Below are 26,660 nucleotides of genomic sequence, written 5' to 3'. Positions count from 1 at the left end.
CTTCAAGATCCGCGTCTGCGAGGGCACCGACAAGTTCGACGACTGCGGCCGCTGGGGCGACGCCTTCTAACCCCCTCTCCGCACACCGACCCGACACCGACCCGATCGGTCTCCCACGCTCGAACCCGGCCGGCTCCCCAGGGGGCCGGCTTCGTGCTGTACCCGGCCTGTGCCCGGCCTGCATCCCGGCCCTGCATCCCGATGCCGTATCCCGGCGCCGTTCTCACCTCCGCGTCCACTGCCGTGCCGGACGGCACCCCGCGGGGAACCGTGCGTGCGCCACGAACCCGGGCCCCTCTCGCCCGCGGACCGGACACCACGCGAGATCGGCGGAAGGCCGTGGGCTAATTTCATCACTTGTTGACTTCTCCTCCCCTCCGGCTTAGCCTTGCGACAACGCATTAGTTGCATTGATGCAAGGAGTTGTCCGATGGACCCCGTGGACGGCGCGGAGCGCGACCGGCTGGCCGACGACATCGGCGACTTCCGGCGGGCGCTGATCCCCGGCCTGCTGCTCCACATGCTGAACGGCTTCGAGGGCGACGAGCCCTCCATGATCCAGATCGCCACGCTCTACCTCCTCGACGAACCGGTCGCCCCGACGCTCCGCGAACTCGCCGAGCGGGTCAGCCGGTCCGTCTCGGCCACCAGCCGCCTGGTCGACCAGCTCGTACGGCGAGGGCTGGCCGACCGCCGGGAGGATCCCGGCGACCGGCGGGTGCGGCGAATCACCCTCACCCCGGCCGGAGCGGACTTTCTCCGCACGTTCGAGCGCGTCCGGGCCGACGCCCAGCTCGAAGTCACGGCCCATCTGACCGCCGAGGAACGCGAGCTCGTGACCCGGGCCATGACGCTTCTCGGCGAAGCCTCAAGGAGACGACGCACCCATGCCCAAGCCGCTCATCCTGAGATTCGATGACATCGGGGCGGAGATGCTGCCCCTCGTCGGCGGCAAGGCCGCCAATCTCGGCGTGCTCACCACCGCCGGGTTTCCCGTCCCCCCCGGCCTGTGCGTCACCACCGAGGCCTACCGCAGGGTCACCGAGCGAGCCGGGCTGGAGGAGGTGCTCGCGACGCTCGCCACGACGGCCGCCGGGGACGCCCCCGCCCTGAACGCGCTGGCCGCGAAGGCCCGCGAGCTCGTGCTCACCGCGCCGGTCCCCGACGACATCGCGAGCGCCGTACGCGACAGCGCGAACGGTCCCGTCGCGGTCCGCTCCTCCGCGACCGCCGAGGACCTGCCGCACGCCAGCTTCGCCGGGCAGCAGGACACCTACCTCAACGTGATCGGCGCCGACGCCGTGCTGGACGCGGTCCGGCGGTGCTGGGCCTCGCTCTGGACCGACCGGGCCGTCGCCTACCGGGCCGCGAACGGCATCGGCCACGACACGGTGCGCCTGGCGGTGGTCGTCCAGGAGATGGTCCAGTCGGAGGTGGCCGGGGTGATGTTCACCGCCAACCCGGTCACCGGACGGCGGCGCGAGGCGGTGATCGACGCCAGTCCCGGTCTCGGCGAGGCAGTGGTCTCCGGCGCGGTCAACCCCGACCACTTCGTGGTCGACACCGCCACCGGCCGGATCACCGAACGCCGCCTCGGCGACAAGCGGCTGGCCGTACGGTCGCTGGCGGGCGGCGGCGTCGAGCACGTCGAAGCACCCGCGAACCCCGCGGCCTCCCCGGAGTCCACGGAGTCCACGGAGTCCACGGAGTCCACGGAGTTCACGGAGAACGCCTGTGTCACCGACGCGCAGCTGGCGGCGCTGGCCGAGCTCGGTGACCGGGTCGAGCGGCACTACGGTGCGCCCCAGGACACCGAGTGGGCGATCGACTCCGATGGCGTCCTCTGGCTGACCCAGTCGCGTCCCATCACCACGCTCTATCCGATCCCCCACCACGCGGAGCCGCCCGCGGACCCGTTGTCCGTGCCGGGTGACGCGGGCGCGGGGGAAACCGGCGCCCTGGACCCGCGGCGCGGAGGCTCCGAGCCCGGCGGCGCGCGGATCTACTTCTGTTTCAGCCTGGCGCAGGGCCTCTACCGGCCGATCACCCCCATGGGCATGTCGGCCTTCAGGCTGCTGTCGTCGTCGGTGTTCGAGATGCTGGGGATCCCGGTGGCCGACCGGGTGGCCGGTGCCCCCGTCATCGCGGAGTCGGGCGGGCGGCTGTTCTTCGACATCACCGGATTGATGGGCGGCAGGGTGGGCCGCGTGGCCTTCCCGAAGGTGCTCGACGTGATGGAGGCACGGTCGGCGAAGGTGCTGCGCGGCCTGCTCGACGATCCCCGGTTCGGCGTCACCCAGCCCTCGCTCCGCCCGCCCCTGCGCCGGGCGTTCAGGATCGCGTCCCGCTTCCGCGTCCCACAGCGCGCCGTACGGGCCCTGCTCGACCCCGCGTCGGCGCACCGGGACGTGAAGGTGCTGGACGCGCGCCTCCGGAGGGAGCTGGCCGCGCCCGGGGACGCCACCCCGGCCCAGCGTCTCGACCACGTCGAGCGGGTGCTGAGCCACCAGGTCTTCCCCCTGCTGCCGACCGTCGCCCCGGCGGCGGCGGCCGGGTTCGCGATGCTCGGGCTGGCCGCCAAGGCGCTGGGTGACCGGGTCGGGCCCGGCGAGCTGCAGACGGTCCTGCGCGGGCTCCCGCACAACGTGACCACCGAGATGGACCTGGCGCTGTGGCGGCTGGCCACCCGCATACGCGAGGACCGCGAAACCACCTCCCTGCTGCTGGGCACCCCCGCCGCCGAGCTGGCCGAGCGCTTCCGCGCCGGATCGCTTCCCGGCGTCGCGCAGAGGGGCCTGGCGGACTTCCTGTCCGTCTACGGCGTCAGGGCGGTCGCCGAGATCGATCTCGGGCTACCGCGCTGGTCGGAGGATCCGACCCACATCGTCGGCGTCCTCGCCAACTACCTGCGGTTGGAGGACCCGGCCCTGGCTCCGGACGCCCTGTTCGCCAAGGGCGCCGCCGAGGCCGTTCTCATGATCAAGACCTTGAGCGGACGCGCCGGAGGCCTTCGCGGGCGGTTCGTCCGCTTCGCGCTCGGCAGGACGCGGGCGCTGGCGGGTCTGCGCGAGATGCCCAAGTACGCCATGGTGACCGCGCTGGCCGCGATGCGGACCGAGTTGCTGGCCGTCGGCGTCGAGCTGGCGGCGCGCGGGCTGCTGTCCCGTGCCGACGACGTCTTCTTCCTCACCTTCCGCGAGGCCAGGGCGGCCCTCGCCGCGCCCTCCCGGGAGGCCTCGACTCCGCCCTCCCGCGAAGCCCCGGCCACGGCCGGTGCCGCACGACCCGCGCTGACGGACCTCGTGGCGCGGCGGCGCGAGGAGGCCGCCCGCGAGCTGCGCCGCAGGCACGTCCCCCGCGTCCTGCTGTCGGACGGCACCGAGCCGGAGGCCGTCGCCGTACGGACACCGGTGGACGGGGCGCTGACCGGCACCCCGGCCTCGGCGGGCACCGTCACCGGTGTCGCCAGGGTCGTCCTCGACCCGGTCGGCGCGCACCTGGAGCCCGGGGAGATCCTGATCTGCCCCTCCACCGACCCCGGCTGGACTCCGTTGTTCCTCACCGCGGGCGGCCTGGTGATGGAGATGGGAGGCGCCAACTCCCACGGCGCCGTGGTGGCCCGCGAGTACGGGATCCCGGCCGTGGTGGGGGTGAGCGGGGCGACCGAGCACATCACCACCGGCCAGGAGGTCACCGTCGACGGCACCTCCGGCGCCGTCACCGTCACCTGACCGGGCGCGCGACTCGTTCATGGCTCGCTCATGCCTCGCGTCGTTCCCGGCTCGCCCGTGGCTCGCGTCGTTCATGGCTCGCTCACGGCTCGCGGCGGCTCCTTCGCCGCCCTCCCGCACGCACCCCGGCGCCTTCCGGGCGCACCGGCCGGGAGAGTGAAAATTACAAACATAACAACTTGATAACAAAACCCTCACGCCATCTACCTGCGCATGTTCGAAGATGTCAACTCGTTACCTCTCAACAAGGTGCACATCGGACACATGCATGTTAAAAACCCCAATAGTTGATCGCTGAGACAAACGAAAGGCGGTGACTCGCGTGACCCAGGAGTACAACGTCATGTACGCCGCCGGCACCGCCCTACCGACCAGCTCGCCCATGATGCGCCAGACGAACCTCTCGTTGATCTTGCGCCACCTGCGTGACCGCGCGTCCCAGTCCCGGGCCGACATCGCGGAGGTGACGGGACTGCACCGGGCCACGGTCTCCAACCTGGTGTCTCAGCTGATCGACCGACGACTCGTCCAGGAGATCGACATGGAGCACGTCGGCGCGATCGGCCGTCCCCGGCGCCCCCTGGCGCTGCACGGCGCGCATGTCGGCGCGCTGGGTTTGGAGATCAACGTCGACCACATCTCGATTCACGGGTCCGACTTCGGCGGCCGGGTCCTCGTGGAGCGCAGAACCGGCTTCGACGCGATGGCCGGCGGGCCGGACCGCGCACTGCGCGTGCTCGGCAGGATGGCCCTGGAGGCCGTCGAGGAGATGAAGCGGGCCGAGGCCGTCCCCGCCGGTCTCGGGGTGGCGGTCCCCGGCCTGGTCGACGTGGCACGCGGCGTCGTCACGTTCGCACCCAACCTGGGCTGGCGCGACCTGCCGCTGGCGGCACGGCTGTCGGCCGCACTCGGCCCGTGGAGCGTTCCAGTGCTGGTGGACAACGACGCCAACCTCGCGGCCGTGGCCGAGCACACCTCCGGCGTCGCCGCCGGCACCCCCCATCTCGTCTACCTGACCGGCGAGGTCGGCGTGGGCGGCGGCATCTTCGTCGACGGCAAGCTGCTCCGTGGCGCGGACGGCTTCTCCGGCGAGGTCGGGCACCTGCCGGTCGACCCGGGCGGCGCCCGCTGCGGCTGCGGGCGGCACGGCTGCTGGGAGACCAAGGTGGGGTTGGCGGCGCTGGTACGGACGGCCATGCCCGACCATGCCTACCGGCCGGCCGACCTGCCGGTGTCCGACCCCGAGGAGCACGCGACGGAGATCGCCAGAGGATTGGCCGCGGGCGACCGCCGGATGATGGACGCGGTCGCGCAGGTGGGGCGGTGGCTCGGGCTCGGCGGCTCGATCCTGGCCAACCTGTTCAACCCGCGAATGATCGTCGTCGGCGGCTACTTCGCCACGCTCGCCGAATGGCTGCTGCCCCACGCACAGGCGGAATTGGAACGGCTCGTCGTGGCCCGCTCCGCCAACCGGTGCCGGTTCGTCGCCTCCGACCTCGGCTTCGGCGCCGCCTCACGGGGCGCCGCGGACATGGTGATCAACCGGCTCATCGACCACCCGACCCTCATCACGGATCCGCTACCCCGGCTGTCGACCGGCTGACGGGTCCCCCACAAGCCTGGAGGCGGCACCCTCCAGTCACCGCAGTACCCAACCTCATGCAACAAGTGGCACCAGTGCGGCGGCGCGCGCTTTGCCTGACGACCCCCCAAGTCAGGAAAGGGATCATCATGTCACCACGTTCTCGAACGTGGGCCAGGCTCTCGAAGAGCCTGCCGATAACCGAAAACCGCTCCCTACGCCGGATGGCGGCGGCGATGGCCCTGGCCATCGTCGTGCCCCTGATACCCGTCTTCACATTCCTGACGCCGCCGGCGAACGCCGCCGGCGGGCCGGCCCTGGCGTCGTCGGCGAACGCCGCCGACCCCGCCTTCAAGGTCCTGGTCTTCTCCAAGACCAGCGGCTTCCGGCACGACTCGATTCCCGAGGGAATCGCCGCCGTCCAGAAGCTCGGCCAGGAGAACAACTTCGCGGTCGACACGACCGAGGACAGCGCCCAGTTCACCGACGCCAACCTGGCGCAGTACCAGGCCGTCATCTTCATGTCCACGACCGGTGACCCCGTCACCACGCCGGACCAGAAGGCCGCCTTCGAGCGCTACATCCAGAACGGCGGCGGCTTCGCCGGCATCCACGCGGCCTCCGACAGCGGCTACAACTGGGAGTGGTACGGCAAGCTCGTCGGCGCGTACTTCAAGTCGCACCCGGCGACCCAGCAGGCGACGGTCCTCACCGAGGACCTCGCCCACCCGTCGACCTCGCACCTGCCGACCTCGTGGACCCGCGTCGACGAGTGGTACGACTTCCAGGCCAACCCGCGCAACAACGTGCACGTGTTGCAGTCGATGAACCAGAAGTCCTACACCGGCTCCACGCAGGGCATCGACCACCCGATCTCCTGGTGTCAGGACTACGACGGCGGACGCTCCTGGTACACCGGCCTCGGCCACACCAAGGAGAGCTTCGCCGAGCCGAACTTCCTGAAGATGCTCCTCGGCGGGATCAAGACCGCCGCGGGCGCCGAGAAGGCCGACTGCTCGGCCTCGCAGAGCGGCAGCTTCGAGAAGGTCACCCTCGACGACAACACGGCGAACCCGATGATGACCGACATCGCCAAGGACGGCCGGGTCTTCTACATCGACCGCCTGGGCGACGTCAAGATCATCAAGACCACCGGCTCGACCGTGACGGCCGGTCGCCTGAACGTGTTCACCGCCAACGAGAGCGGCCTGCTCGGCCTGGCGCTGGACACGGACTTCGCCACCAACAACTGGCTGTACCTCTTCTACTCGCCGACGGGCCAGAACGTCGACCGGCTGAGCCGGTTCACGGTCAACGGCGACACGCTCGACCTCTCGAGCGAGAAGGTCGTCCTCAACGTGCCGGTGCAGCGGGCCGAGTGCTGCCACCACGGTGGCGGCATGCTCATGGACCACAAGACCGGCGACCTGTGGCTGGCCACCGGTGACAACACCAACCCGTTCGCCTCGGACGGCTACACGCCGATCGACGAGCAGGCCGGCCGGTCCTCGTGGGACGCCCAGCGCACCTCGGGCAACACCAACGACCTGAGCGGCAAGCTGCTGCGCATCACCCCGCAGGACGACGGCACCTACACCGTGCCGGCCGGAAACCTGTTCCCCCCGGGCACGGACAAGACCAAGCCCGAGATCTACGCCATGGGCTTCCGCAACCCGTTCCGCATGGGCCTGGACCCGAAGACCGGCTTCCCGATGGTGGCCGACTACGGACCCGACGCGGGCTCCGCGAGCGCCACCCGCGGTCCGCGGGGCACCGTCGAGTGGAACCTGGTCAGCAAGCCGGGCAACTACGGCTGGCCGTTCTGCGTGGGCGACAACACGCCGTACATCGACTACAACTTCGCCACCAAGGCGTCGGGCTCGGCGTTCAACTGCGCCGCGCCGGTGAACGACTCGCCCAACAACACCGGCCTGACCACGCTGCCCCCGGCGATCGCGGCGTCGATCCCGTACACCAGCGCCACCAACCCGAACTCCTTCCCCGAGCTCAACGGCGGCGCGCCGATGGCGGGCCCGGTCTACCGCTACGACGCCGACCTGCAGTCGACCGTCAAGTGGCCGGCCTACTGGGACGGCAAGGCGATCTTCGGTGAGTGGAACACGAACAAGATGTTCTCGTTCCAGCTCAACGAGGCCGGCAACGCCCAGATCAAGATCAACCAGATCCTGAGCGCCATGAGCTTCAAGCGCCCCATGGACATCAAGTTCGGTCCCGACGGCGCGCTGTACCTGATCGAGTGGGGCTCCGGCTTCGGCGGCGACAACGCCGACTCCGGCATCTACCGCATCGAGTACGTCAAGGGCGTCCGCCCGCCGGTCGCCCGCGTCTCCGCGGACAAGACCGACGGCCCGGCCCCGCTGACCGTGCAGTTCTCCAGCCAGGGGTCGAACGACCCGGACGGCAGGCCGATCACCTACGCGTGGGACTTCGACGGCGACGGCACCACCGACTCGACCGACGCCAACCCCTCGCACACCTACACCCAGGCCGGGCAGTACAGCGCGGTCCTGACCGTCAGCAACCCCGACGGCCTCACCGGCACGGCGAACCTGCCGATCACGGCGGGCAACACCCGCCCGAAGGTGACCTTCGAGCTGCCGCCGAACGGCGCGTTCTTCGAGTTCGGCGACCAGGTGAACTACAAGATCGTGGTCACCGACGCCGAGGACGGCACGATCGACTGTGACAAGGTCCAGATCCAGGCGTACCTGGGTCACGACAGCCACGGTCACCCGCTCGACCAGCACGAGGGCTGCGAGGGCACCATCCAGACGCTGTCCGACAGCGGACACGGCATCGACGACAACCTGTTCTACATCCTTGAGGCCACCTACGCCGACAAGGGTGGCGCGGGCGGCGCCCAGTCGCTGACCGGGCGGGCCGAGGCCATCCTCCAGCCCAAGCGCAAGCAGGCCGAGCACTTCTCGTCGACCGGCCGGGTCGCGGACGGCACGGGCACCGACACCCCCGGCGTCCAGGCCGAGGCCGCCACCGACCCCCAGGGCGGCAACCAGAGCATCGCCTTCACCAACGACGGCGACTACTGGGCCTACACCCCGATCAACCTGAGCGGCATCACCCAGGTGCGGTTCCGGGTCTCCTCGGGCGGCGCCGGCGGCACCGTGCAGATCAAGACGGGCAACGCCGACACCGGGACCCTGGTGGGCTCGGTCGACATCACGCCGACCGGCGGCTGGCAGACGTACAAGGACGTCACGGTCGACCTGACCGACGTCCCGGCGACGACCGGCCCGCTGTTCTTCATCGTGCGCAAGCCGGCGAGCGCGGCCAACGACGCCTACCTGCTCAACGTCAACTGGGTCGACTTCATCGGCCAGGGCGCCACCGACAACCAGCGCCCGACGGTGACCGCGTCGGCGACCCCGGTCACGGGCGTCGCCCCGCTGAAGGTCGACTTCACCTCGACCGCCACCGACCCCGACGGCAACATCCCGCTCACGTACAAGTGGAACTTCGGCGTGAACGGCTCGCCTGAGCCGGCCACCGCCGACGCGAGCCACACCTACAACGCGCCCGGCACGTACACCGCCACGGTGACCGTGACCGACACCAAGGGTGCCTCGACGAGCAAGACGATCTCCATCAAGGTGGACCCGCCGAGCACCGCGTGCCTCACCGGTCGTTCCGACGACTTCCTGGGCGCCGAACTCGACCGGGACCGCTGGTCGGTCGTCCGTGAGGACCAGAACCTCAAGGTCGCGGACGGCAAGCTCGTCCTGCCGACATCGCTCACCGAGATCTACGGCACCGGTGCCGGCACCACGACCAACATCGTCCTCCAGCCCGTGCCGCAGGGAGCCTGGACGGCCACCACCAAGGTCACGCTGAACGCCCGCGACATGTACCAGCAGGCGGGTCTGATCGTGTACGGCGACGACAACAACTACGCCAAGATGGTGCTCCAGGCACGGGGGACCAACGACCACGCCGCCCGCGTCTTCCAGTTCATCCGGGAGGAGAACGGCACCCCCAACGAGGTGACGCAGAGCAACACGGCCAACCTCGGGGACGCCTACCCCGACACGGTGTACGTGCGGTTCATGAGCGACGGCACCAACCTCACCGCCCACTACTCGCCGGACGGGACCACGTTCACGGCGATGCCGCAGACCAAGGCGCTCGCCGGGATCACCAACCCGAGGATCGGCCTGCTCTCCCTGGCGAGCACGGGCACCCGCCCGGTGGTCGACGCGTCCTTCGACTGGTTCCACATCAGCCCCGACGACACCGCGAGCAAGCCCGAGCCGAGCGACGAGTTCGACGGCTCGTCGATCGACACCTGCCGCTGGGACGCGATCGTCCGTGGTGACAGCTCGACCGCCAGGGTCACCGGCGGCAACCTGGAGATCGACACCCAGACGGGCGACATCTTCGGGACCGGCAACTCCGCTCCGAAGAACTTCATCCTGCAGACGGCGCCGAGCGGCGACTGGACGCTGGAGACGAAGATCGACGGATCGGCGCTCAACGAGCAGTACCAGCAGGGCGGCCTGATCGTCTACGCCGGTGACGACGACTACGTGAAGCTCGACTACGTCATGGACAACGCCGCGGGCTCCGCGGTGTCGCGGCGGATCGAGCTGCGCAGCGAGGTCGCCGGAACCGTCCTGAACCCGCAGCCGCAGATCGGCTCGCTCACCCAGGGCGTCTGGCACCTCCGCCTGAAGAAGGAGGGCACCGCCTTCAAGGGGTCCTACTCCTCCGACGGCACCACGTGGACCGAGTTCGCGGAGGCGGTGACCAACACCGCCGTCGGCGACGGCAAGATCGGCGTGTACGCCATCGGCACCTCCCAGCAGGCGTCCAAGACGGTCAAGTTCGACTACTTCCGCCTCAACGGTGGCGGAACGGCCGACTCGACCGCCCCGGTGACCACGGCCACCCCCGACCCGGCCCAGCCGGCGAACGGGTGGTTCACCGGCCTGGTCCAGGTCGCGCTGGCCGGCGCCGACGAGGCTCAGGGCAGCGGCGTCGACAAGACCGAGTTCCAGCTCGACGGCGGCGCCTGGACCACGTACCTGGAGCCGGTGGTCATCACCGGTGACGGTGACCACACCCTGGCGTACCGTTCCGTCGACAAGGCGGGCAACGTCGAGGAGGCCAGGACGCTCGCCGTCAAGGTCGACGCGACCGCGCCCGTCACCACCGCGGACTTCCTCCCGGTCGGCCAGGACACCGTGCCGGTGACCCTCGCCGCGACGGACGCGACGTCCGGCGTGGAGAAGATCGAGTACGCCCTCGACAGCGGTGACTGGACGCCCTACACCACGACGGTCGACGTCATCGGTGTCGGCGACCACGAGCTGCGCTACCGCGCCACCGACAAGGCCGGCAACGTCGAGGAGACCAAGGCCGCGACCATCAAGATCGAGGACGGCGCCGAGCCCACCATCCTCATCTCCGGTGTCGCGGACGGCACCGAGTACGGCGACAGCAAGGACCTGACCATCGCCTGGGAGGTCACCGGAACCGGGGTCAAGACCGTGACCGGCAAGCTGGACGGCCGGCCGTTCACGTCCGGGACCGTCCAGCCGCTCCACACGCTGGCCCTGGGCGAGCACACGCTCACCGTCACCGTCGAGACCCAGTCCGGCGGCGTCCACGAGCAGTCGGTCGCGTTCAAGACGGTCACCTCGACCAAGGACATCTCCGCCCTGATCGAGCGCTTCAAGGCGGCCGGGCAGCTGTCCGCCAAGAGCGCCAAGAAGCTTCAGGACAAGATCTGCAAGGTCATGAGGGCCGAGGACAAGAAGCACGGACCGGACAAGAAGAAGGTCGTCAAGGAGCTCGAGCACTTCATCAAGGAGGTCAAGGACCGGAAGGTCGTCTCCGACCCGACGGTGAAGGCCACGCTTCTGCGTGACGCCAACGCCCTGATCGTCGCGAACGGCGGCAAGCCCGTATAAGTGGGGTCACGGCCCCGACCAGGGGGTGCCGGGCTCTCTCCATGAGCCCGGCGCCCCCGATGGATCCGTAGTCGGGGTGCCCCGCGACGCGGGCACCCCGTTTCGCGCTCCGGCGGCGGCGGGCCCCACCGGACCCGCCGCCGCCGAACCCGGAAGGAAACCACGCCAGTGAACAAGGCCCTGAGATACGCCGCGGCCGTCCTGCTGGCCGGGCTCGGGCTGCTGCTCGGCGCCCCGGCCGCCTCCGCCGCGTCCGGCTCACCCCTCGCGCTGGAGGTCGTCGGGGACGGCGGCCGCAATGTCAACGTGCTCATCACCTGGAAGAAGGACGGCCGCCCGGTCACCGACATCGTCGCGGCGACCCTGCTCGCGACGGCACCCGACGGCCGTACCTTCGGCCCGATCCCGCTGAAGTCGGCGCCCGAGGGCCAGAACCTCTACAACGCGGCCGAGCCGCTCCCCGTGGGTGAGTGGAAGGTCGCCGTGACCGTCACCAAGCCCGCCGAGGTCCGCAAGTCGGCGACCGTGAAGGCCCAGGACATCGTGCTCCCCAAGGCGGCCGCGCCGGCGTCCACCACGGCACTGGCCGAACGCGCCGCCCAGGAGAACTCGTCCGACGACCTCCCTCTCCAGATCGGCATCATCGCCGCCGCCGCGGTGGCCGCCATCGGGATCATGTTCGTTCTCGTCCGCCGCCGGAACGTGTCCGGCTGACCCGCGGGCCGGAGGATCACCGTGCCCCCGGCCCATCCCATGACGATCGTGTGCGCCGTCATCGAGCACGCCGGTGGGCGCCTCCTCCGGCACGCGAGCCGACCGGATCCGGCTCACGCCAGGCGTGTCAGGGATCTCGTTCCGCCACCGGAACATCCTCCTGCCAGGAGAAGTTCACCTCGGACCCCGTTTCCCTCCCTGGGGCGGGGTAAGTGGCCCGGCATGCGCTATCACGTTCTGGCCTGTGACTACGACGGAACGCTGGCCGCCGAGGGCCACGTCGACGACGACACCCTGGACGCGCTCGAACGCCTCGCCCGATCGGGGCGGCGGCTGGTGATGGTCACCGGCAGGGAGGTCGACTCGCTCACCCGGGACTTCGAGCGACTGGACCTGTTCGACCTGGTCGTCGCCGAGAACGGGGCCGTGCTCCACCGTCCCGGCGAACAGGAGAGCTCGACCCTCGCGGAGGCGCCGCCCGAGGCCTTCGTCGAGCGGCTGCGCGAGCTGGGCGTGGAGCCGCTCAGTGTCGGTTCGGCGATCGTCTCCACCTTGGAACCCCACGCCGAGACCGTTCTCACCGCCATCCGCGAGCTCGGGCTGGAGATGCAGGTCATCTTCAACAAGGGCGCGGTGATGGTCCTGCCCTCGGGTGTCAACAAGGCCACCGGCCTGGCCGCGGCCCTGGCCGAGCTGGAGATGTCGGCCCACGGCGTGGTCGGCGTGGGCGACGCCGAGAACGACCACGCGTTCCTGGCCGCCTGCGAGTGCGCGGTGGCGGTGGCCAACGCGCTCCCCGCCGTCAAGGAACGGTGTGACCTGGTGACCGAACGGGAGCGCGGCGCCGGGGTCGTCGAGTTGATCGACCGGATCGTGGAGACCGACCTGGCCGACGTGGACGTGACGCGCCACCACCTGCTGCTGGGCACCGACGACGGCGGAGAGGTACGGTTCCCGCCGCACGGCGTGCGCATGCTGGTCGCCGGGCCCTCGCACAGCGGCAAGTCCACCGTCACCGCCGCGCTGCTGGAGCGGATCACCAGGGCGGGCTACCAGTTCTGCCTGATCGACCCCGAGGGCGACTACACCGACGGGGTCGAGGGCGCGTCCGTGCTCGGCGACGTCCGGCGCGCGCCCACCCAGGAGGAGATCCTCCAGGTGCTGCAGGACCCCGAGCAGAGCGTCGTGGTCAACCTGCTGGGCGTACCCCTCGACGACCGGCCCGGTTTCTTCCAGGACTTCCTGCCCCGCCTGTCGGCACTGCCGGCCGGCTCCGGGCACCCGCACTGGCTGGTGGTCGACGAGGCCCACCACATGATGCCCGACGGGTTCAAGCTGCGGTCGGTGGGGATGCTGCGCGAGATAGGCGGGATCCTGCTGGTCACCGTGCATCCCGAGGCGGTCAGCGAGGCGGTCGTCCAGACCCTCGACACGGTCGTCGCGGTCGGGGACGAGCCCGGGGGCGTCCTGGGCGCGTTCGCCGCCGCCACCGGCCACGACGCTCCCGGCCGGGATCTTCCCGACCTGCCGACCGGGGAACTGCTGTTCTGGCGGCTCGGCGGCGAGCCGGTCAGGGTGAGGCTGGCCCCGCCGGAGGAGGAACGCCAGAGGCACCGCCGCAAGTACGCGGCCGGCGAGCTCGGGGAGGACGCCAGCTTCTACTTCCGCGGCCCCGAGAACGTGCTGAACCTGCGGGCCGGCAACCTGACCGCGTTCTGCCGCATCGCCGACGGCGTCGACGAGGAGACGTGGACCTACCACCTGCGCCGGGGCGACTACTCGCGCTGGCTGGCGGACAGCGTCAAGGACGAGGAGCTGTCGGCCGAGGTGGCCGAGGTCGAGCAGGATCCCGGCGACTCCGTCGACGACGCCAGGAAACGGGTACGCGAGCTCATCGAGGCCCGCTACACCGCCCCCGCCGAACCGAGCGGAATCACCTGATCCCCCAGCCGGACCGGCGTGTCGGGCGAGGACGGCGTGACCTCGCCCGACACGCCGTCCTCATGCCGTGGCACCGGTGAGCTGGGCGTGAAGGCGCTTGCACTCGTGGACGAAGCGGATCGTCCGGCGGCTGCGCGCGAACTCGGCGACGACCGGGATCTCCCCGCGCGCGCCGGTCCAGCGTGCCACGTCGGTGGCGAAGGCGACGAGTTCGGTGTGGGTCACGGTGATGCGCCGCCCCTCGCCCGGCAACATCCCGGGCAGCAGAGCCCGCAGGATGCGCCACACCTCGTGGTGGCCGCCGGCGTCGGCCAGCTCGGTCAGGGCCGCGATGGCGGGGCGGGTCTCCAGCCAGGTGCGGCGCAGCACCAACGCGAGCTGGCGGCCGATCGTCTCGGCGGGCAGGTCGCCCCTGGCCGCCATCCGCAGCACCACCGGGATCGTCCTGGGCACGCCGCTCCCCAGCAGGAAGGCGATGATCACCGCCGTCGCCTCGCTCACGGGGCCGTCGCAGGCGGCCAGGCGGGACAGTTCCGCCGGGGTCACGCTCGCGTACCAGCGGCCGCGGAGCACGAACGGCAGCATGTTCACGACCACCACCTCGCGGTGCGAGGGCAGCATGGCCGACCACCCGTCGATCCCGCTGCCCAGGCCCTCGCCCGACCAGTCGAACGGCTGCCGCAGCAGCACCTCGTCGATCAGCTCGTCGCCGGTGGGCGTGGCCCGTAGCGCGGGTGTCAGGCGGACCTCGGTGAAGTACTCGGGTTCGCCGTCGCCGAACTCGACCATGGACGCGTCCACCATGTGAGTCCACCGGAGACCGCACTCCGGGTCGGGCATGCCCTGCCCGGCCAGCCATTCGGTTAAGATTCTTTATTAAAATCTTGACATCCGTGATCTTCCATGCCGACCGTGCCTGGCGAGCTGGTCGGCGACCGGACAACGGCCCGGCCGAGGGAGGTCCTGCCAGGATCGGTGTGGTCCAGGGGGATCACGGGACGGATGGTCGTGTGGCGTCAGCGCCGGCCTTGGCAGTGGTGAGGGCCGCCAGCAGGTAGGCGGCGAGGGCGTAGGCCGGGGCGTAGAGGAAGAACGGTGTCGCCCCGGCGCCCCGGTAGCAGGCGGAGTCATGGTCACCCAACGGCGGGCACACCGACAGATCCGAGAAAAGGGCAACCAGGTTGGCGCCGAGATTCGCCACTGAAAGGACGACCAGCAGCCAGACCACGAGCCTGGTGAAGCGACGTTCCCGCCACAGCAACGCCGCGACAACCAGAACCGCCGGCACCGCGAAACCGATCGTGAAAATTTCCACGCGCAGCACCGCCACCGCCACATCGAAGACCGCCGGGTTCAGGTACCCGACGCCGAGTCCTTGCGCCAGCGCGAATATCCCGATCCCATCACGCACGGACATGTCATAATAAAACAGCCCGGTAATCGAGATAAGTGCTCCCCCGAAATACGCCGACACCGTCGGAAACAACACGAAAATCACGGCAGCCGACCAACGCATCCACATGCGTCGAAATCATAGGTCCAGCCCCGTCGCTCCACCCACACCCAGGCTTGTCATCCAGGGCGCCGGCACCGCGGTCCGGTCATGAAGCGCCGTGCTCGCATATGCCGGAAGAAGCGGCCCGGAAGGCCGCCCGCTGCGCGCTCTGTCCGTGCTCTCGTTCTACGGCTGGTTGAAGAGAATCCGTCATGGGGTCACCGGCGCGTGCACGGCGAACCGGCCATCCTCGGTATCAAGGTCGCGCCCTCTGCCATCTGGGAAATTCTTAAGACGGATCCGGAGGACGCGGGCTGCCGAGCGCGCCACCTGATCCAAGAGCGGGACGGGAATTGCCCGGAACTCATGGACGAGATCCCGGCCGAGGCCGGCATCCATACGGTGCTCACCGGCGTCCGCATACCGCGCGTCAACACGGTCACGGAGAGGTGGGTGAGGTCCTGCTGTCGTGTGCTTATGGATCGATGCCCGCTCCGGAGAGGGGCCTCGACCCGGGAGTCCGGGAAAGAGCATGATGGCCTGATGTCGTACGCTGACGCCTTCGCCCGCAGCATCGCCGATCCCGAGGACTTCTGGGCCGAGGCCGCCGAGGCGGTCACCTGGAGCAGGCCGCCGCGCGAGGTGCTGGACGCGGGGGCGCCGCCCTTCTACCGGTGGTTTCCCGACGGGGAGCTGAACACCTGCCACAACGCGCTGGACCGGCACGTCGAGGCAGGTCACGGCGACCGGCTCGCGCTGGTCCACGACAGCCCGGTGACGGGCACCGGCAGGCGCTACACCTACGCCGAGCTGCGCGACGAGGTCGCCAGGTTCGCCGGCGTGCTGCGCTCGCTCGGGGTGGAGCAGGGCGACCGGGTGGTGGTCTACATGCCGATGGTGCCCGAGGCGGTGATCGCCATGCTGGCGTGCGCGCGGCTGGGGGCGGTGCACTCGGTGGTGTTCGGCGGGTTCGCGCCCAGGGAGCTGGCGGCCAGGATCGACGACGCGCGCCCCAAGGTGGTCGTGTCGGCCTCCTGCGGGATCGAGCCCTCGCGCGTGGTGCCGTACAAGCCGATGCTCGACGCCGCGCTGGGGCTGGCCGCGCACGCGCCCGCGCACTGCGTGATCCTGCAGCGCGAGCAGGCCCCCGCCGAGCTGGTGGAGGGGCGGGACGTCGACTGGGCGAGCGCGAAGGCCGAACCGGCCGAATGCGTGCCGGTGCGGGCGACCGACCCGCTCTACATCCTCTACACCAGCGGCACGACCGGCCTGCCGAAGGGCGTCGTGCGCGACAACGGCGGGCACGCGGTGGCGCTGCTGTGGAGCATGGCCAACGTCTACGACATCGCGCCGGGCGAGGTGTTCTGGGCGGCCTCCGACGTCGGCTGGGTCGTCGGGCACTCCTACATCGTGTACGGGCCGCTGCTGCGCGGCGCCACGACCGTGCTGTACGAGGGCAAGCCGGTCGGCACCCCCGACGCGGGCGCGTTCTGGCGGGTGATCGCCGAGCACCGGGTGAACGCGCTGTTCACGGCGCCGACCGCGTTCCGCGCCATCAGGAAGGCCGACCCGGAGGCGGCCCTGCTCGGCGGGTACGACATCTCGTCGCTGCGGACGCTGTTCCTCGCCGGTGAGCGTCTCGACCCCGACACCTACCACTGGGCGGCGGACAGGCTGGGCGTGCCGGTCGTCGACCACTGGTGGCAGACCGAGACCGGCTGGCCCGTCGCCGCCAACCTGCGCGGACTGGAGCCCATGCCGGTCAAGCCCGGCTCCCCCACCGTGCCCGTCCCCGGGTACGACGTGCGCGTGCTGAGGCCCTCCGGCGACGAGTGCGCCCCGGGAGAGGAGGGGGCGATCTGCATCCGGCTCCCGCTCCCGCCGGGCACCCTTCCCACCCTCTGGCAGGACGACGAGCGCTACGTGAAGTCCTACCTGTCGGCCTTCCCCGGCCACTACCTGACCGGCGACGGCGGCCACCTCGACGAGGACGGCTACCTGTTCGTGATGGGCCGCACCGACGACGTGATCAACGTGGCCGGGCACCGGCTGTCGACCGGGTCCATGGAGGCGGTGCTCGCCGCGCATCCGGCGGTGGCCGAGTGCGCGGTCATCGGGGTCGCCGACGAGCTTAAGGGGCAGGTGCCGCGCGGTTTCGTGGTGCTGAAGAGCGGGTCGGAGATCGACCTGGAGACCCTGCGGGCCGAGCTGGTCCTGGCCGTCCGCGAGCAGGTGGGCGCCGTGGCGGCCTTCCGGCAGGTGGACGTGGTCCCGGCCCTGCCGAAGACCCGGTCGGGGAAGATCCTGCGCAAGACCATGCGCGGTATCGCGGAGGGCTCCGACGAGCCCGCCCCCTCGACCATCGAGGACGCGACGGTGCTGGACGTGCTGCGCCCCATCATCGGACGCCGCACCGCCGCAGACGGCTAGGAGGCCGGAATCTCCCGAGGTCACCCCGGGGGTTCTCGAGAATTCACGTGACGGCCGCGCCGATCGGACGGCCCACGCTCGGCATCATCACGGTTACGATCAGTTCCCCTTTACGGCTTATCACACCATGCCGTCGTTAAGGTCTTATCGTGGCGAACGACGCGGGCAGGCTGGTCGCCGGGCGATACCGGCTGATGAACGTGCTGGGCCGCGGCGGGATGGGCACGGTGTGGCGGGCGCGGGACGAGAGCCTGCACCGCCAGGTGGCGGTCAAGGAACTCATCCTCCCCGATCATCTGGACGTTTCCGCGCGCGAGACGCTCTACAAGCGGATGCAGCGTGAGGCCCGCGCCGCGGCGCAGTTGAAACATCCGGCGATCATCACCGTTCACGACCATGTCGTCGAGGCCGACGGCCGCCCGTGGATCGTGACAGAGATCGTCGACGGGCCCTCATTGGACGAGGTGCTGAGAACCCGGGGGCGCCTGCCGCCCCAGCGGGTGGCGGCGATCGGCGGGCAGATTCTCGCGGCGCTGACGGTCGCACACGCCGCCGGGATCACCCATCGCGACATCAAACCCGCCAACGTCCTGCTCGAAGGCGAGCGGGTCGTGCTGACCGACTTCGGGATCGCCGCCGTCGAGGGAGACGTCACCCTCACCGGCGCCGGCGTCACCCTGGGTACCCCGGCCTTCATCTCTCCCGAGCAGATCAACGGCCACCCCGCCACCGCGGCGTCGGACCTGTGGTCGCTGGGCGCCACCCTGTACGCCGCGGTCGAGGGCCACCGTCCGTTCAGCGGCACGACGCACGCGTCGATCTACGTCTCGATCGCCACCCGGCCGCCCGTCCCGCCCGTGCACGCCGGTCCTCTGGCGCCCGTTCTGGAAGGGCTGCTGCGCAAGGACCCCGCCCTACGCCTCACCGGCTCCCAGGCCGCAGCCGCGCTCGCCGGGATCGCCGCCGGGCCGGCATCCGGTGAACCCTCCGCCGGGCCGGGAGACGAATCCTCGGCCGGGCCGGGACCGGACGACGGCGACACCCGGATCGCCGACCGCGCCGCTCCCCCCGCACCCGCTCCTCCCCCGTCTCCTTCACCGGCCGAGGCGTACGCCACCGCGCGCCAGGAGGAGGTACGGCCCGTCACCCTGCCGTTCACCGCAGTGTCCGCCGTGTCCCCTATGTCCCCCAGCGCCCCGCCCCCCACCACCTCTCCGGCCGCCACCGAGCCCGCGCGGGTCCCGGCGCGTACCCCCCGGCGCGGGCTCCGCCCCGCGATCGCGGTGGCCGCGGCGATCCTGGTCACCGCCGCCACCGCGGCCTACCTGTTCCGGCCCGCGCCGGACCCCGCGAGAACAACCGGCGTCGCCCAGCTCAGGGGGCACACCGAGAGGGTGAACGTCGTGGCGTTCAGCCCCGACGGCGGAACGCTGGCAGGCGGCGACGGCGACGGCGCGGTGATCGTGTGGGACGCGCGGACCCGGCGGCCGGTCGGCGACCCGATGAAAGGCCACACCAGGGCGGTGGAGGCGATGGCGTTCAGCCCGGACGGCGGGCTCCTGGCCAGTGGCGGCAACAACGGCGAGGGAACCGACTCCGGCGACCACACGGTGATCCTGTGGGACACACGGACCCGGCAGCCGGCCGGCGACCCCCTCACCGGCCACACCGACTGGATACGGTCGGTCGCCTTCAGCCCCGACGGCAGGACCCTCGCCACCGCCGGCGCCGACAAGACGGTGATCCTGTGGGACGTCGCGACCCGGCAGCCGACCGGCGACCCCCTCACCGGCCACACCGACTGGGTGCAGTCGGTCGCCTTCAGCCCCGACGGCAGGACCCTCGCCACCGCCGGCGACGACGCGACGGTGATCCTGTGGGACGTCGCGACCCGCCGGCCGATCGGCGCCCCCCTCACCGGCCACACCGATCTGGTGCGGTCGGTCGTCTTCGGTCCCGACGGCAGGACCCTCGCCACCGGCGGCCGCGACAGGACGGTGATCCTGTGGGACGTCGCGACCCGCCGGCCGATCGGCGCCCCTCTCACCGGCCATCCGGACGAGATCCACACCGTCGCGCTCAGCCCGAACGGCGCAACCCTGGCCGTGGGCACCGGTTCCGTCGTCCGGCTGTGGGACCTGGCGACCCGGCGGCCGATCGGCGACCCGCTCACCGGCCACGCGGGTCCGGTCTGGTCGGCCGCCTTCGCTCCCGACGGGAAGATCCTCGCCACCGGTGGCGACGACAAGACAGTGAGGCTGTGGGACACCTCCTTCGCGGCCGGTGCCGGCACGACCGTTCCGTGGCCGTGGCTCGCCGGGGCGGGCGTGCTGGTCGTGGCGGCGGCGGGAGCGGTGGTGATCCTGCGGCGGCGCGGCCGGCGGGCTCTCGCCGGGGAGGCCACCGGAGCGGGAACCTCGGCGGCCTCCTAGCGGGCCTGTCCCAGGGAACCGGCTGCCGGTCCCCGGCCCCGGCCGAATCCGCCGCCTCGGCGTCGCGCCGCCCTCCGGGGAGCAGCCGGGCGATCTGCTCGGAGCGGCTCGCGACCAGCGGGCCCAGCAGGGCGAGGACGAGCACGTACCCGGCGATGAACGGGGCGAGCCTGCCGTCCAGCCCCGCGGCCAGCGCCATGGTGGCCAGGACCAGGGCGAACTCGCCGCGCGAGAGCACGGTCAGCGAGATGTTGACCGCCTCCGGCCGGCCGAACGCGTTGAGCCTCGCCGCCAGCACCCCGGCCACGACGTTGAGCACCACCGTGACCAGCACCGCGATCGTGACGGGCCAGGCCACCGACAACATGTCCCCCGGCTCGATGGACAGGCCGAAGGCGAAGAAGAACAGCGCGGCGAAGGCGTCCCTGAGCGGATGGACGAGCTGCCGGATGCGCGGGGCGGCCCTGCTGGAGCTCAGGATGAGACCGATCATGAAGGCGCCGATGGCGTCGGCTCCGCTGAGGACCGGCTGCAGCACGGCGAGGTAGAGCGCGAGGAAGACGTCCTCGACGACGATGATCCCGAGGAGGAGATGCCGATCACCCCGGCCAGGACCATGGCCTCCCTGGTCCCCCAGCCCACGGCGAACCCGAAGGCCAGGCCGCCGCCGACGTTGAGCACGATGTAGCCGACCCCGGCCGGCACCAGGCGCCTGCCTCCCGACACCAGGTCGTCGAGGGAGAACTCCAGGCCGAGGTGGAACAACAGGAAGATCAGGCCGAGCGCGGCGACGACCTTCAGGTCCGCCGGATTCTCCACGAGGGCGAGACCGGGCGTGTGCGGGCCGAAGACGATGCCCGCCAGCATGAACAGGGGGATGGTCGGCAGCCCTATCCGGGTGCCGAGCCTGGCGATGATCCCGGCGGCGAGGAAGGAGCCGCCGAGCGCGACGAGAGCGTCACCCAGTGCCATTCGGCCCTCCCCCCGAGACGATCGCGGGCATGGCGGACACACATTCGTGGAACATGAAAAAACCTCCGTCAAACGATCTCGGGCAGGAACCTCTGCTGATCGCTTGACGGAGGCGCTCGGGGAGAGCTCTCGTCGTACAGGGTGTGCGTGGCCGGGACCGGCCAGGCGGGCAGGGGCGCGACCCTCACCGACCGGCCGGGCGGCGCGAGGCCGGGGCCGGGCGGGCACAGGTCGCAGGCCGGCGCGTGAGGGGTCGCGGGAGCGAAGCCGACCCCGCTGGCCAGCGTGATCGCGGCGCCGGGGACGGCAGGGTGATGGTCGGGCCCCGGCAGCGGGGCGTACACGAGGGCGATCAGGGACAGCAGAAGGGCCGCGACCGTACCGGCGACCCTTCGCGACAAACCCTGCCCTAACGTTTTATGGAATCTTCTACTATTTTATCAGGGTTCTTCGAGCGTCCCTGTGGCGCCAGGTACGCCCACTGCCAGAGCGTCTCGACGGGGCCTCGTTCGAAGCGCCGCAGCCACAGCGTGGACAGCGTCATGAAGAGCGCGCAGATGCCCGCCCAGGCCGCCGGTACCCACCACGGCCGCAGGTCGTCGAGCGACGCGGCCAGGCCGAGTCCCCACCCGTAGCAGAGCGCCGACGCGACCAGGTTCTGGAAGATGTAGGAGCTCAGGGCGGTACGGCCGACGTTGTTCAGCCCTCGCCTCAGCACCCCGGGGGCGCCGGTCGCCCGCCGCGCGAGGGTCGCGACGAGGCCGAGCAGGCCCAGCGCCACCAGCGGGGGCAGCAGGTAGCGGTCCACCAGGAACCAGCCGGGGCCGGCGAAGGCGGTGACCAGGTTCAGCGGCAGGGCCACGGCGAGTCCGGCGACCATGAGCCTCCGGCGCAGCGTGGCGCCCCGCTCCGAGTCCTCGAACACCCCGGCGCGCATCAGCCGGGAGCCGAGCAGGAACAGCACGATGCCCATCGGGACGATGAGGACGATCTCGATCCGGTAGAGACCGATCATCTCGATCCGGGCGGCGACCTGCTGCGGGTAGGTGCCGTCGGTGAAGAGCGTGGACGACTCCGGCCCGCCGCCCGTGCTCGCCGGGGCGGCGAGCATGCCGGCGGTGAGCAGGCCGATCAGCGCGGCGAACACCGTCCCAACGGTGATCATCCATACCTTGACCACGCGGTCGCTCCTGCCGATCAGGTACGCCACGATGATCGAGGTCAGCGCGTAGCCCATCAGCACGTCGAACTCGAAGATCAGCAGGTAGTGGATCAGGCCCTCGACGAACAGCAGCCCGGCCCGCCACAGGTACCAGCCGGGCCACGGCACGCCACGGCGGGCGGCCGAGCGGTACTGGAGTTCGAGCCCGACCCCGAAGAGCAGGGTGAGCAGCGCGAGGAACTTGCCGTTGGTGAGGGAGCGGAGGAGGGTCTCCACGGTTCCCGGACCGCCCAGCGCCCCCATGACGTCGGCGGGGCCGCCGGGGTCGGTGAAGATCCAGATGTTCGTGCCCAGGGTGCCGACGACGGCGATGCCCCTGAGCAGGTCGAGCACTTCTACGCGGCGACTTGTCACGCCTTCCACGATCCCGCCCGGCGGGCCCGCGGACATCGTCGCGCAGGCCCATCCGGGACGTACATCGATGTGTGTACCCGGACCGGGTTCCGGCCCGCCGGACCGTGGAGAGGAAACCCGGTCAGCCTCCGGAGACGACGCGGGCGTGCAGCCGGGCGGCGGTCGCCGGGTCCCAGCCGAACGCCTTCCGGCCGGCCAGCCACGCCGCCGCCGCCGCGCCGTCGCCCGCCAGGACCGTCGAGGGACCCAGCCTCTCCCGTACGGCGGAGGCGACCGGTCCTTCACTGGTCAGCACGCTCCCGGCCAGCACGATCGGGCTCGTCTCGCCCGACCGGCGGACCTCGGCCACCGTCTCGCAGAGCAGCCGGGCCGCGGTGGACACGATCTCCAGGGCGGCCGGGTCCCCCTCCGCCGCCGCCCGGCTGACGAGCGGGGCGAGCCGGGCCAGCTCCAGCGGGGGCCGCGACTGCGCGCGGACCACCAGTCTGATCGCCAGTGCCCGCGTCTCCTCCATCGTGCCCGCGCCGCCCTCTCCCATCTCGGCGACCACCGGCCCCGAGACGTCGTCCTCCAGGAGCGCGTCGGTGACGAGGCGGGTGAGCCTGCCGCCCGCGTCCCCCCGGCTGAGGGCGTGGGCGGCGGCGGCGGCCGCCTCCCTGCCCAGCCAGAACCCGGAGCCCTGGTCGCCCAGCAGCCAGCCGAGCCCGTCGGCGATCATCACCGGCTCGCCGTCCTCGATCCTGGCGGCGATGGCCCCGGTCCCGGCGATGAGCGCGGTGCCGCGCGGTTCCGCCGTACCGGCGGCGAAGGCGATGCCCAGGTCGCCGGTGAGCCGGGGCGGGACGCGCAGGCCGGCGGCGGCCCACATGGGGTCGAACACCAGGCGGTCCAGCGCCCCGCCGCCCGCCAGCCCGATCACCGCCCCGGCCACCAGGCCCGGGTCGATCCCGCGCAGGGCGATCTCCAGCGCCAGGCCGATGTTGGCCACCGCGACGGCGTTGCCGTGGGCCGCGGGATTGCCGCCCGGCGCCTTCCCGTACCCGGCCCGCCGCCCCGAGGCGTCGAGCAGGAGGGCCCGCGAGGAGGTCCCGCCGACGTCCAGCCCGAGGACGTACATCGCGTTCAGAGGTGCTCGCCGAAGAACGTGGCGGCCGCCTCGACCGCCCGGGTGACGTGCGGTTCGGCGTCGTAGAGGTCGATGTGCAGCCTGGCGTCCAGCCAGACGAGCCTCTTGGGCTCGTCCATCCGCCGGTACGCCTCCTCGGCCCCCTCGGGCGAGCAGAAACGGTCGACCACGCCGTGCACGATCAGGCCGGGCTTGGGCGACAGGAAGTCGGCGCCCGTCATGTTGTCCATGGTGATCAGCTCGCGGACGGAGGCACGGGTGACCTCGTTGCGCCAGTGCTCCGAGGCGCCCCTGGAGGTGCCGTAGTAGGCGAACGGCTCGTCGCCCGGCATCGCCGCCTCCCCCTCCTCGGCCACCGCGGGCAGGTACTCCACCTCACCACCCCTGTCCTGGCGCTCCAGCACCGCTGTGAACGAGGCCAGCGCCTCCTGGTACCCGGAGGGGGACATCCCGGCGCGCATGCCGTAGGGGTTGTTGTAGGCCCCCGCGATGCCCGCGAACGCCTTCACCCGGGGGTCGAACGCGCTGAACTTGAGCGCGTAGCCCCCGCCGAGGCAGATCCCGACCGCGCCGATCCTGTCGCCGTCCACCTCGGGACGCGAACGCAGCAGCGAGACCGCGGCCCGCAGGTCCTCCAGCTTGCCCTGGGCGTCCTCGTGGTTGCGCGGCTCCCCGCCCGACTCTCCCCAGTTGCGGTGGTCGAAGGCCAGCGTCGCGTATCCCGCCTCGGCCAGCCGGGCGGCGTACAGGCCGGTGACCTGGTCGCGGGTGCCGGTGAACGGGCCCGTGAGGACCAGGGCGGGATGCGGGCCCGGCGCCGCCGGAATCCGCAGGTCGCCGACGAGGGTGATCCCTCCGGCGGTGAACTTCACCTTTTCGGACATGCTCCAAGTCTGTACGGCCCGCGCGGCGGAAGCCAACGGCGTCCCCCCGCCGGTCCCGGACCCGGCCCCGGCCGTTCTCCGGCCCGTCCCATGCCGTCCCCCCGTCGTCCCTGATCGTCCTTCGCCGTCCCATGGCCGTCCCCGCCCCCGCCCGACCGGCCTGAGCCCGGAGCGGGAGCGGGGACGGCCCTTGGGAACCTCAGGGACCTCGGAAACCTCAGGAGTCGAAGCCGAGACCCATCCGGTCCAGGGTCCGCAGCCAGAGGTTGCGGCGCCCCTGGTGCAGGTCGGCCTGGGCGATCGACCAGCGGGTCATCTGGATCCCGGCCGAGCGGACCGGCTCGGGCGGGAACGGGACGGGCTTCTCCTTGACCATCCGCAGCTCGGTCCGCTCGGTCCGCTCTCCGGCGAGCAGGTCGAGCATGACGTTCGCCCCGAACCGGGTCGCGCCGACGCCCATGCCGGTGTACCCGGCGGCATAGGCGAGGCGCCCGCCGTGAGACCGGCCGTAGAAGGCGCTGAACCGGCTGCAGGTGTCGATCACGCCGCCCCACCTGTGGGTGAAGCGCAGCCCGGACAGCTGGGGGAACGTGGTGGAGAAGTGTTCCGCCAGCTTGACGAAGGTCTCGTCGCGCTGCTCGTACTCGGGCTTGATCATGCCGCCGTTGTAGTAGACCGCGTCGTAACCGCCCCAGAGGATCCGGTTGTCCTCGGTCAGCCGGTAGTAGTGGAACTGGTTGGCCGCGTCCCCGACCCCCTGCCGGTTGTGCCAGCCCACCGAGGCCAGCTGGCCGGCCGAGAGCGGCTCGGTCATCAGGGCGTAGTCGTAGACCGGCACCAGGAAGTGTCTCAGCCGCCGCAGCAGCGGCTGGAACACGCCGGTGCCGAGCGCCACCTTGCGCGCCCTGACGCTGCCGTGCGGGGTGATCAGGTCCAGGCTCGTCGGGGTGTCCCTCATGGTGCGTACCGGCGTGCGCTCGTGGATGCGCACGCCCAGCGAGAGGCAGGCCTGCCGGAGCCCCCAGGCCAGCCGGGCGGGGTCGAGCATGGCGCAGCCGTCGCGCTCCCAGTGGCCTCCGATGTACGTGGGCGAGTTCACCTCCGCCCGCACCTGTTCCTCGTCGAGGACGTCGAAGCGGGCGCCCAGGTCGCGGGCGACGCCGACGTTGCGGTTCATCTCCTCCAGCTGCCATGGCTCGGTGGCCACGTGCAGCTCGCCGGTGCGCTCGTAGCCGCAGTCGATGCCGTATCCGGCGACCGCCTCGCCGATCTCGTCGAGGTTGTCGAGACCGAGGCGTTCGAGCGTGGAGATCTCCTCGGGCCAGCGCTCCAGCCCGTTGGCGATGCCGTGGGTCAGCGTGGCCATCGCGAAGCCGCCGTTGCGGCCGGACGCCGCCCAGCCGACCCTGCGCCCCTCGAGGAGGACGACGTCGAGCGAGGGGTCGCGTTCCTTGGCCATCAGGGCGGTCCAGAGCCCCGAGAAGCCGCCGCCGACCACCGCCAGGTCGGCGGTGGTCTCGCCGAAGAGCCGCGCCAGCGGCTCGGGTTTCGCCGGACTGTCGAGCCAGTACGGCTTGCGCTCCGCGTCAGCAAGAGCCTTCAGCGGATCCACAAATCTCACTTCCCTACGTGAGTCAGGTTGTCTTTGTGTGTATCGCGTGGTCATGGAGATCACGCGCGGGTTCCCCCCGCCTGGGTCCGATCTCGCCTCCCTGTTCTCTGCCGGGAATCTGTTCTCCGCCGGGATATTGTCCGCCGCGGCCCTCGCCGCCGGGAACCCGGGACCCGGAGATCCGGGAGCCCGGGTACACCGAAGCCCCGTGCCACCC

The 26,660-nt window shown here is 71.1% G+C and carries 16 protein-coding genes and 1 pseudogene; 8 read left to right on the top strand and 9 right to left on the bottom strand.

Going from position 1 to position 26,660, the window contains the following annotated elements:
- Positions 1-430: 430 nt before the first annotated feature.
- The 6 genes from ACVCAG_RS41800 (at position 431) to ACVCAG_RS41775 (ending at position 13,916) form a co-directional block, all read left to right on the top strand.
- On the top strand, positions 431-919 hold the full coding sequence (locus tag ACVCAG_RS41800) for a MarR family transcriptional regulator (RefSeq protein ID WP_440086837.1): 489 nt from the start codon (positions 431-433) through the stop codon (positions 917-919).
- Entirely contained in the window at positions 888-3,731 is a 2,844-nt protein-coding gene (locus tag ACVCAG_RS41795) for a PEP/pyruvate-binding domain-containing protein (RefSeq protein WP_440086838.1), read from the top strand. The genes ACVCAG_RS41800 and ACVCAG_RS41795 overlap by 32 nt, the downstream gene beginning before the upstream one ends.
- Positions 3,732-4,044: 313 nt before the next feature.
- Positions 4,045-5,334 carry an ROK family protein gene (locus tag ACVCAG_RS41790; protein ID WP_440086839.1) on the top strand — a complete coding sequence of 430 codons (1,290 nt, stop codon included), beginning with the start codon at positions 4,045-4,047 and terminating at the stop codon, positions 5,332-5,334.
- 203 nt (positions 5,335-5,537) lie between these two features.
- A complete protein-coding gene (locus tag ACVCAG_RS41785; protein ID WP_447191454.1) occupies positions 5,538-11,261 on the top strand; it encodes a ThuA domain-containing protein in 5,724 nt (1,907 codons plus the stop codon).
- Positions 11,262-11,429: 168 nt separating this feature from the next.
- Positions 11,430-11,975: a hypothetical protein gene (locus tag ACVCAG_RS41780; RefSeq protein ID WP_447191453.1), complete on the top strand. Its 546-nt coding sequence runs from the start codon at positions 11,430-11,432 to the stop codon at positions 11,973-11,975.
- A 222-nt stretch (positions 11,976-12,197) separates the two neighbouring features.
- Entirely contained in the window at positions 12,198-13,916 is a 1,719-nt protein-coding gene (locus ACVCAG_RS41775; protein ID WP_447191452.1) for an HAD-IIB family hydrolase, read from the top strand.
- Positions 13,917-13,976: 60 nt separating this feature from the next.
- Here the strand turns inward: ACVCAG_RS41775 and ACVCAG_RS41770 are convergent, their stop codons facing one another.
- Both ACVCAG_RS41770 and ACVCAG_RS41765 read right to left on the bottom strand, forming a co-directional pair.
- On the bottom strand, positions 13,977-14,720 hold the full coding sequence (locus ACVCAG_RS41770) for a hypothetical protein (protein ID WP_447191451.1): 744 nt from the start codon (positions 14,718-14,720) through the stop codon (positions 13,977-13,979).
- A 187-nt stretch (positions 14,721-14,907) separates the two neighbouring features.
- Positions 14,908-15,438, bottom strand: coding sequence for a hypothetical protein (locus ACVCAG_RS41765; RefSeq protein WP_440086844.1), 531 nt, complete (start codon positions 15,436-15,438; stop codon positions 14,908-14,910).
- Between the two features lie 516 nt (positions 15,439-15,954).
- Between ACVCAG_RS41765 and ACVCAG_RS41760 the strand changes: the two genes are divergently transcribed.
- Complete coding sequence (locus tag ACVCAG_RS41760) at positions 15,955-17,841, top strand: propionyl-CoA synthetase (RefSeq protein WP_447191450.1); 1,887 nt, start codon at positions 15,955-15,957, stop codon at positions 17,839-17,841.
- A 149-nt stretch (positions 17,842-17,990) separates the two neighbouring features.
- Positions 17,991-20,273, top strand: coding sequence for a WD40 repeat domain-containing serine/threonine protein kinase (locus tag ACVCAG_RS41755; RefSeq protein ID WP_440086847.1), 2,283 nt, complete (start codon positions 17,991-17,993; stop codon positions 20,271-20,273).
- Between the two features lie 172 nt (positions 20,274-20,445).
- On the opposite strand, the pseudogene ACVCAG_RS41750 reads toward ACVCAG_RS41755, so the two are convergent.
- The 7 genes and pseudogenes from ACVCAG_RS41750 to ACVCAG_RS41720 form a co-directional block, all read right to left on the bottom strand.
- Positions 20,446-20,811 (bottom strand): annotated as a pseudogene (locus ACVCAG_RS41750) (cation:proton antiporter domain-containing protein); the annotation flags it as partial.
- Positions 20,763-21,245, bottom strand: a complete 483-nt coding sequence (locus ACVCAG_RS41745) for a cation:proton antiporter domain-containing protein (protein ID WP_440086848.1) — start codon at positions 21,243-21,245, stop codon at positions 20,763-20,765. The pseudogene ACVCAG_RS41750 and the gene ACVCAG_RS41745, both read right to left, overlap by 49 nt.
- Positions 21,246-21,313: 68 nt before the next feature.
- Positions 21,314-21,646 carry a hypothetical protein gene (locus ACVCAG_RS41740; protein WP_440086849.1) on the bottom strand — a complete coding sequence of 111 codons (333 nt, stop codon included), beginning with the start codon at positions 21,644-21,646 and terminating at the stop codon, positions 21,314-21,316.
- A gap of 8 nt (positions 21,647-21,654) precedes the next feature.
- A complete protein-coding gene (locus tag ACVCAG_RS41735; RefSeq protein WP_440086850.1) occupies positions 21,655-22,821 on the bottom strand; it encodes a DUF418 domain-containing protein in 1,167 nt (388 codons plus the stop codon).
- Positions 22,822-22,942: 121 nt separating this feature from the next.
- Complete coding sequence (locus tag ACVCAG_RS41730; protein WP_440086851.1) at positions 22,943-23,938, bottom strand: BadF/BadG/BcrA/BcrD ATPase family protein; 996 nt, start codon at positions 23,936-23,938, stop codon at positions 22,943-22,945.
- 5 nt (positions 23,939-23,943) lie between these two features.
- Positions 23,944-24,831 carry an alpha/beta fold hydrolase gene (locus tag ACVCAG_RS41725; RefSeq protein WP_440086852.1) on the bottom strand — a complete coding sequence of 296 codons (888 nt, stop codon included), beginning with the start codon at positions 24,829-24,831 and terminating at the stop codon, positions 23,944-23,946.
- A 217-nt stretch (positions 24,832-25,048) separates the two neighbouring features.
- Complete coding sequence (locus ACVCAG_RS41720) at positions 25,049-26,443, bottom strand: FAD-dependent oxidoreductase (RefSeq protein ID WP_440086984.1); 1,395 nt, start codon at positions 26,441-26,443, stop codon at positions 25,049-25,051.
- Positions 26,444-26,660: the final 217 nt, after the last annotated feature.

This window comes from Streptosporangium sp. G12, assembly GCF_052983175.1.
The sequence above is the reverse complement of the archived record's forward strand: the minus strand, read 5'-3'. Positions and strand labels throughout refer to the sequence as shown.

Bases quoted from the DNA above. Each gene is read 5' to 3' on its own strand.
- ACVCAG_RS41800 (WP_440086837.1), top strand. From the start codon at position 431: ATGGACCCCGTGGACGGCGCGGAGCGCGACCGGCTGGCCGACGACATC.
- ACVCAG_RS41795 (WP_440086838.1), top strand. From the start codon at position 888: ATGCCCAAGCCGCTCATCCTGAGATTCGATGACATCGGGGCGGAGATG.
- ACVCAG_RS41785 (WP_447191454.1), top strand. From the start codon at position 5,538: ATGGCGGCGGCGATGGCCCTGGCCATCGTCGTGCCCCTGATACCCGTC.
- ACVCAG_RS41775 (WP_447191452.1), top strand. From the start codon at position 12,198: ATGCGCTATCACGTTCTGGCCTGTGACTACGACGGAACGCTGGCCGCC.
- ACVCAG_RS41770 (WP_447191451.1), bottom strand. From the start codon at position 14,720: ATGGTGGACGCGTCCATGGTCGAGTTCGGCGACGGCGAACCCGAGTAC.
- ACVCAG_RS41765 (WP_440086844.1), bottom strand. From the start codon at position 15,438: ATGTGGATGCGTTGGTCGGCTGCCGTGATTTTCGTGTTGTTTCCGACG.
- ACVCAG_RS41760 (WP_447191450.1), top strand. From the start codon at position 15,955: ATGTCGTACGCTGACGCCTTCGCCCGCAGCATCGCCGATCCCGAGGAC.
- ACVCAG_RS41745 (WP_440086848.1), bottom strand. From the start codon at position 21,245: ATGGCACTGGGTGACGCTCTCGTCGCGCTCGGCGGCTCCTTCCTCGCC.
- ACVCAG_RS41730 (WP_440086851.1), bottom strand. From the start codon at position 23,938: ATGTACGTCCTCGGGCTGGACGTCGGCGGGACCTCCTCGCGGGCCCTC.
- ACVCAG_RS41725 (WP_440086852.1), bottom strand. From the start codon at position 24,831: ATGTCCGAAAAGGTGAAGTTCACCGCCGGAGGGATCACCCTCGTCGGC.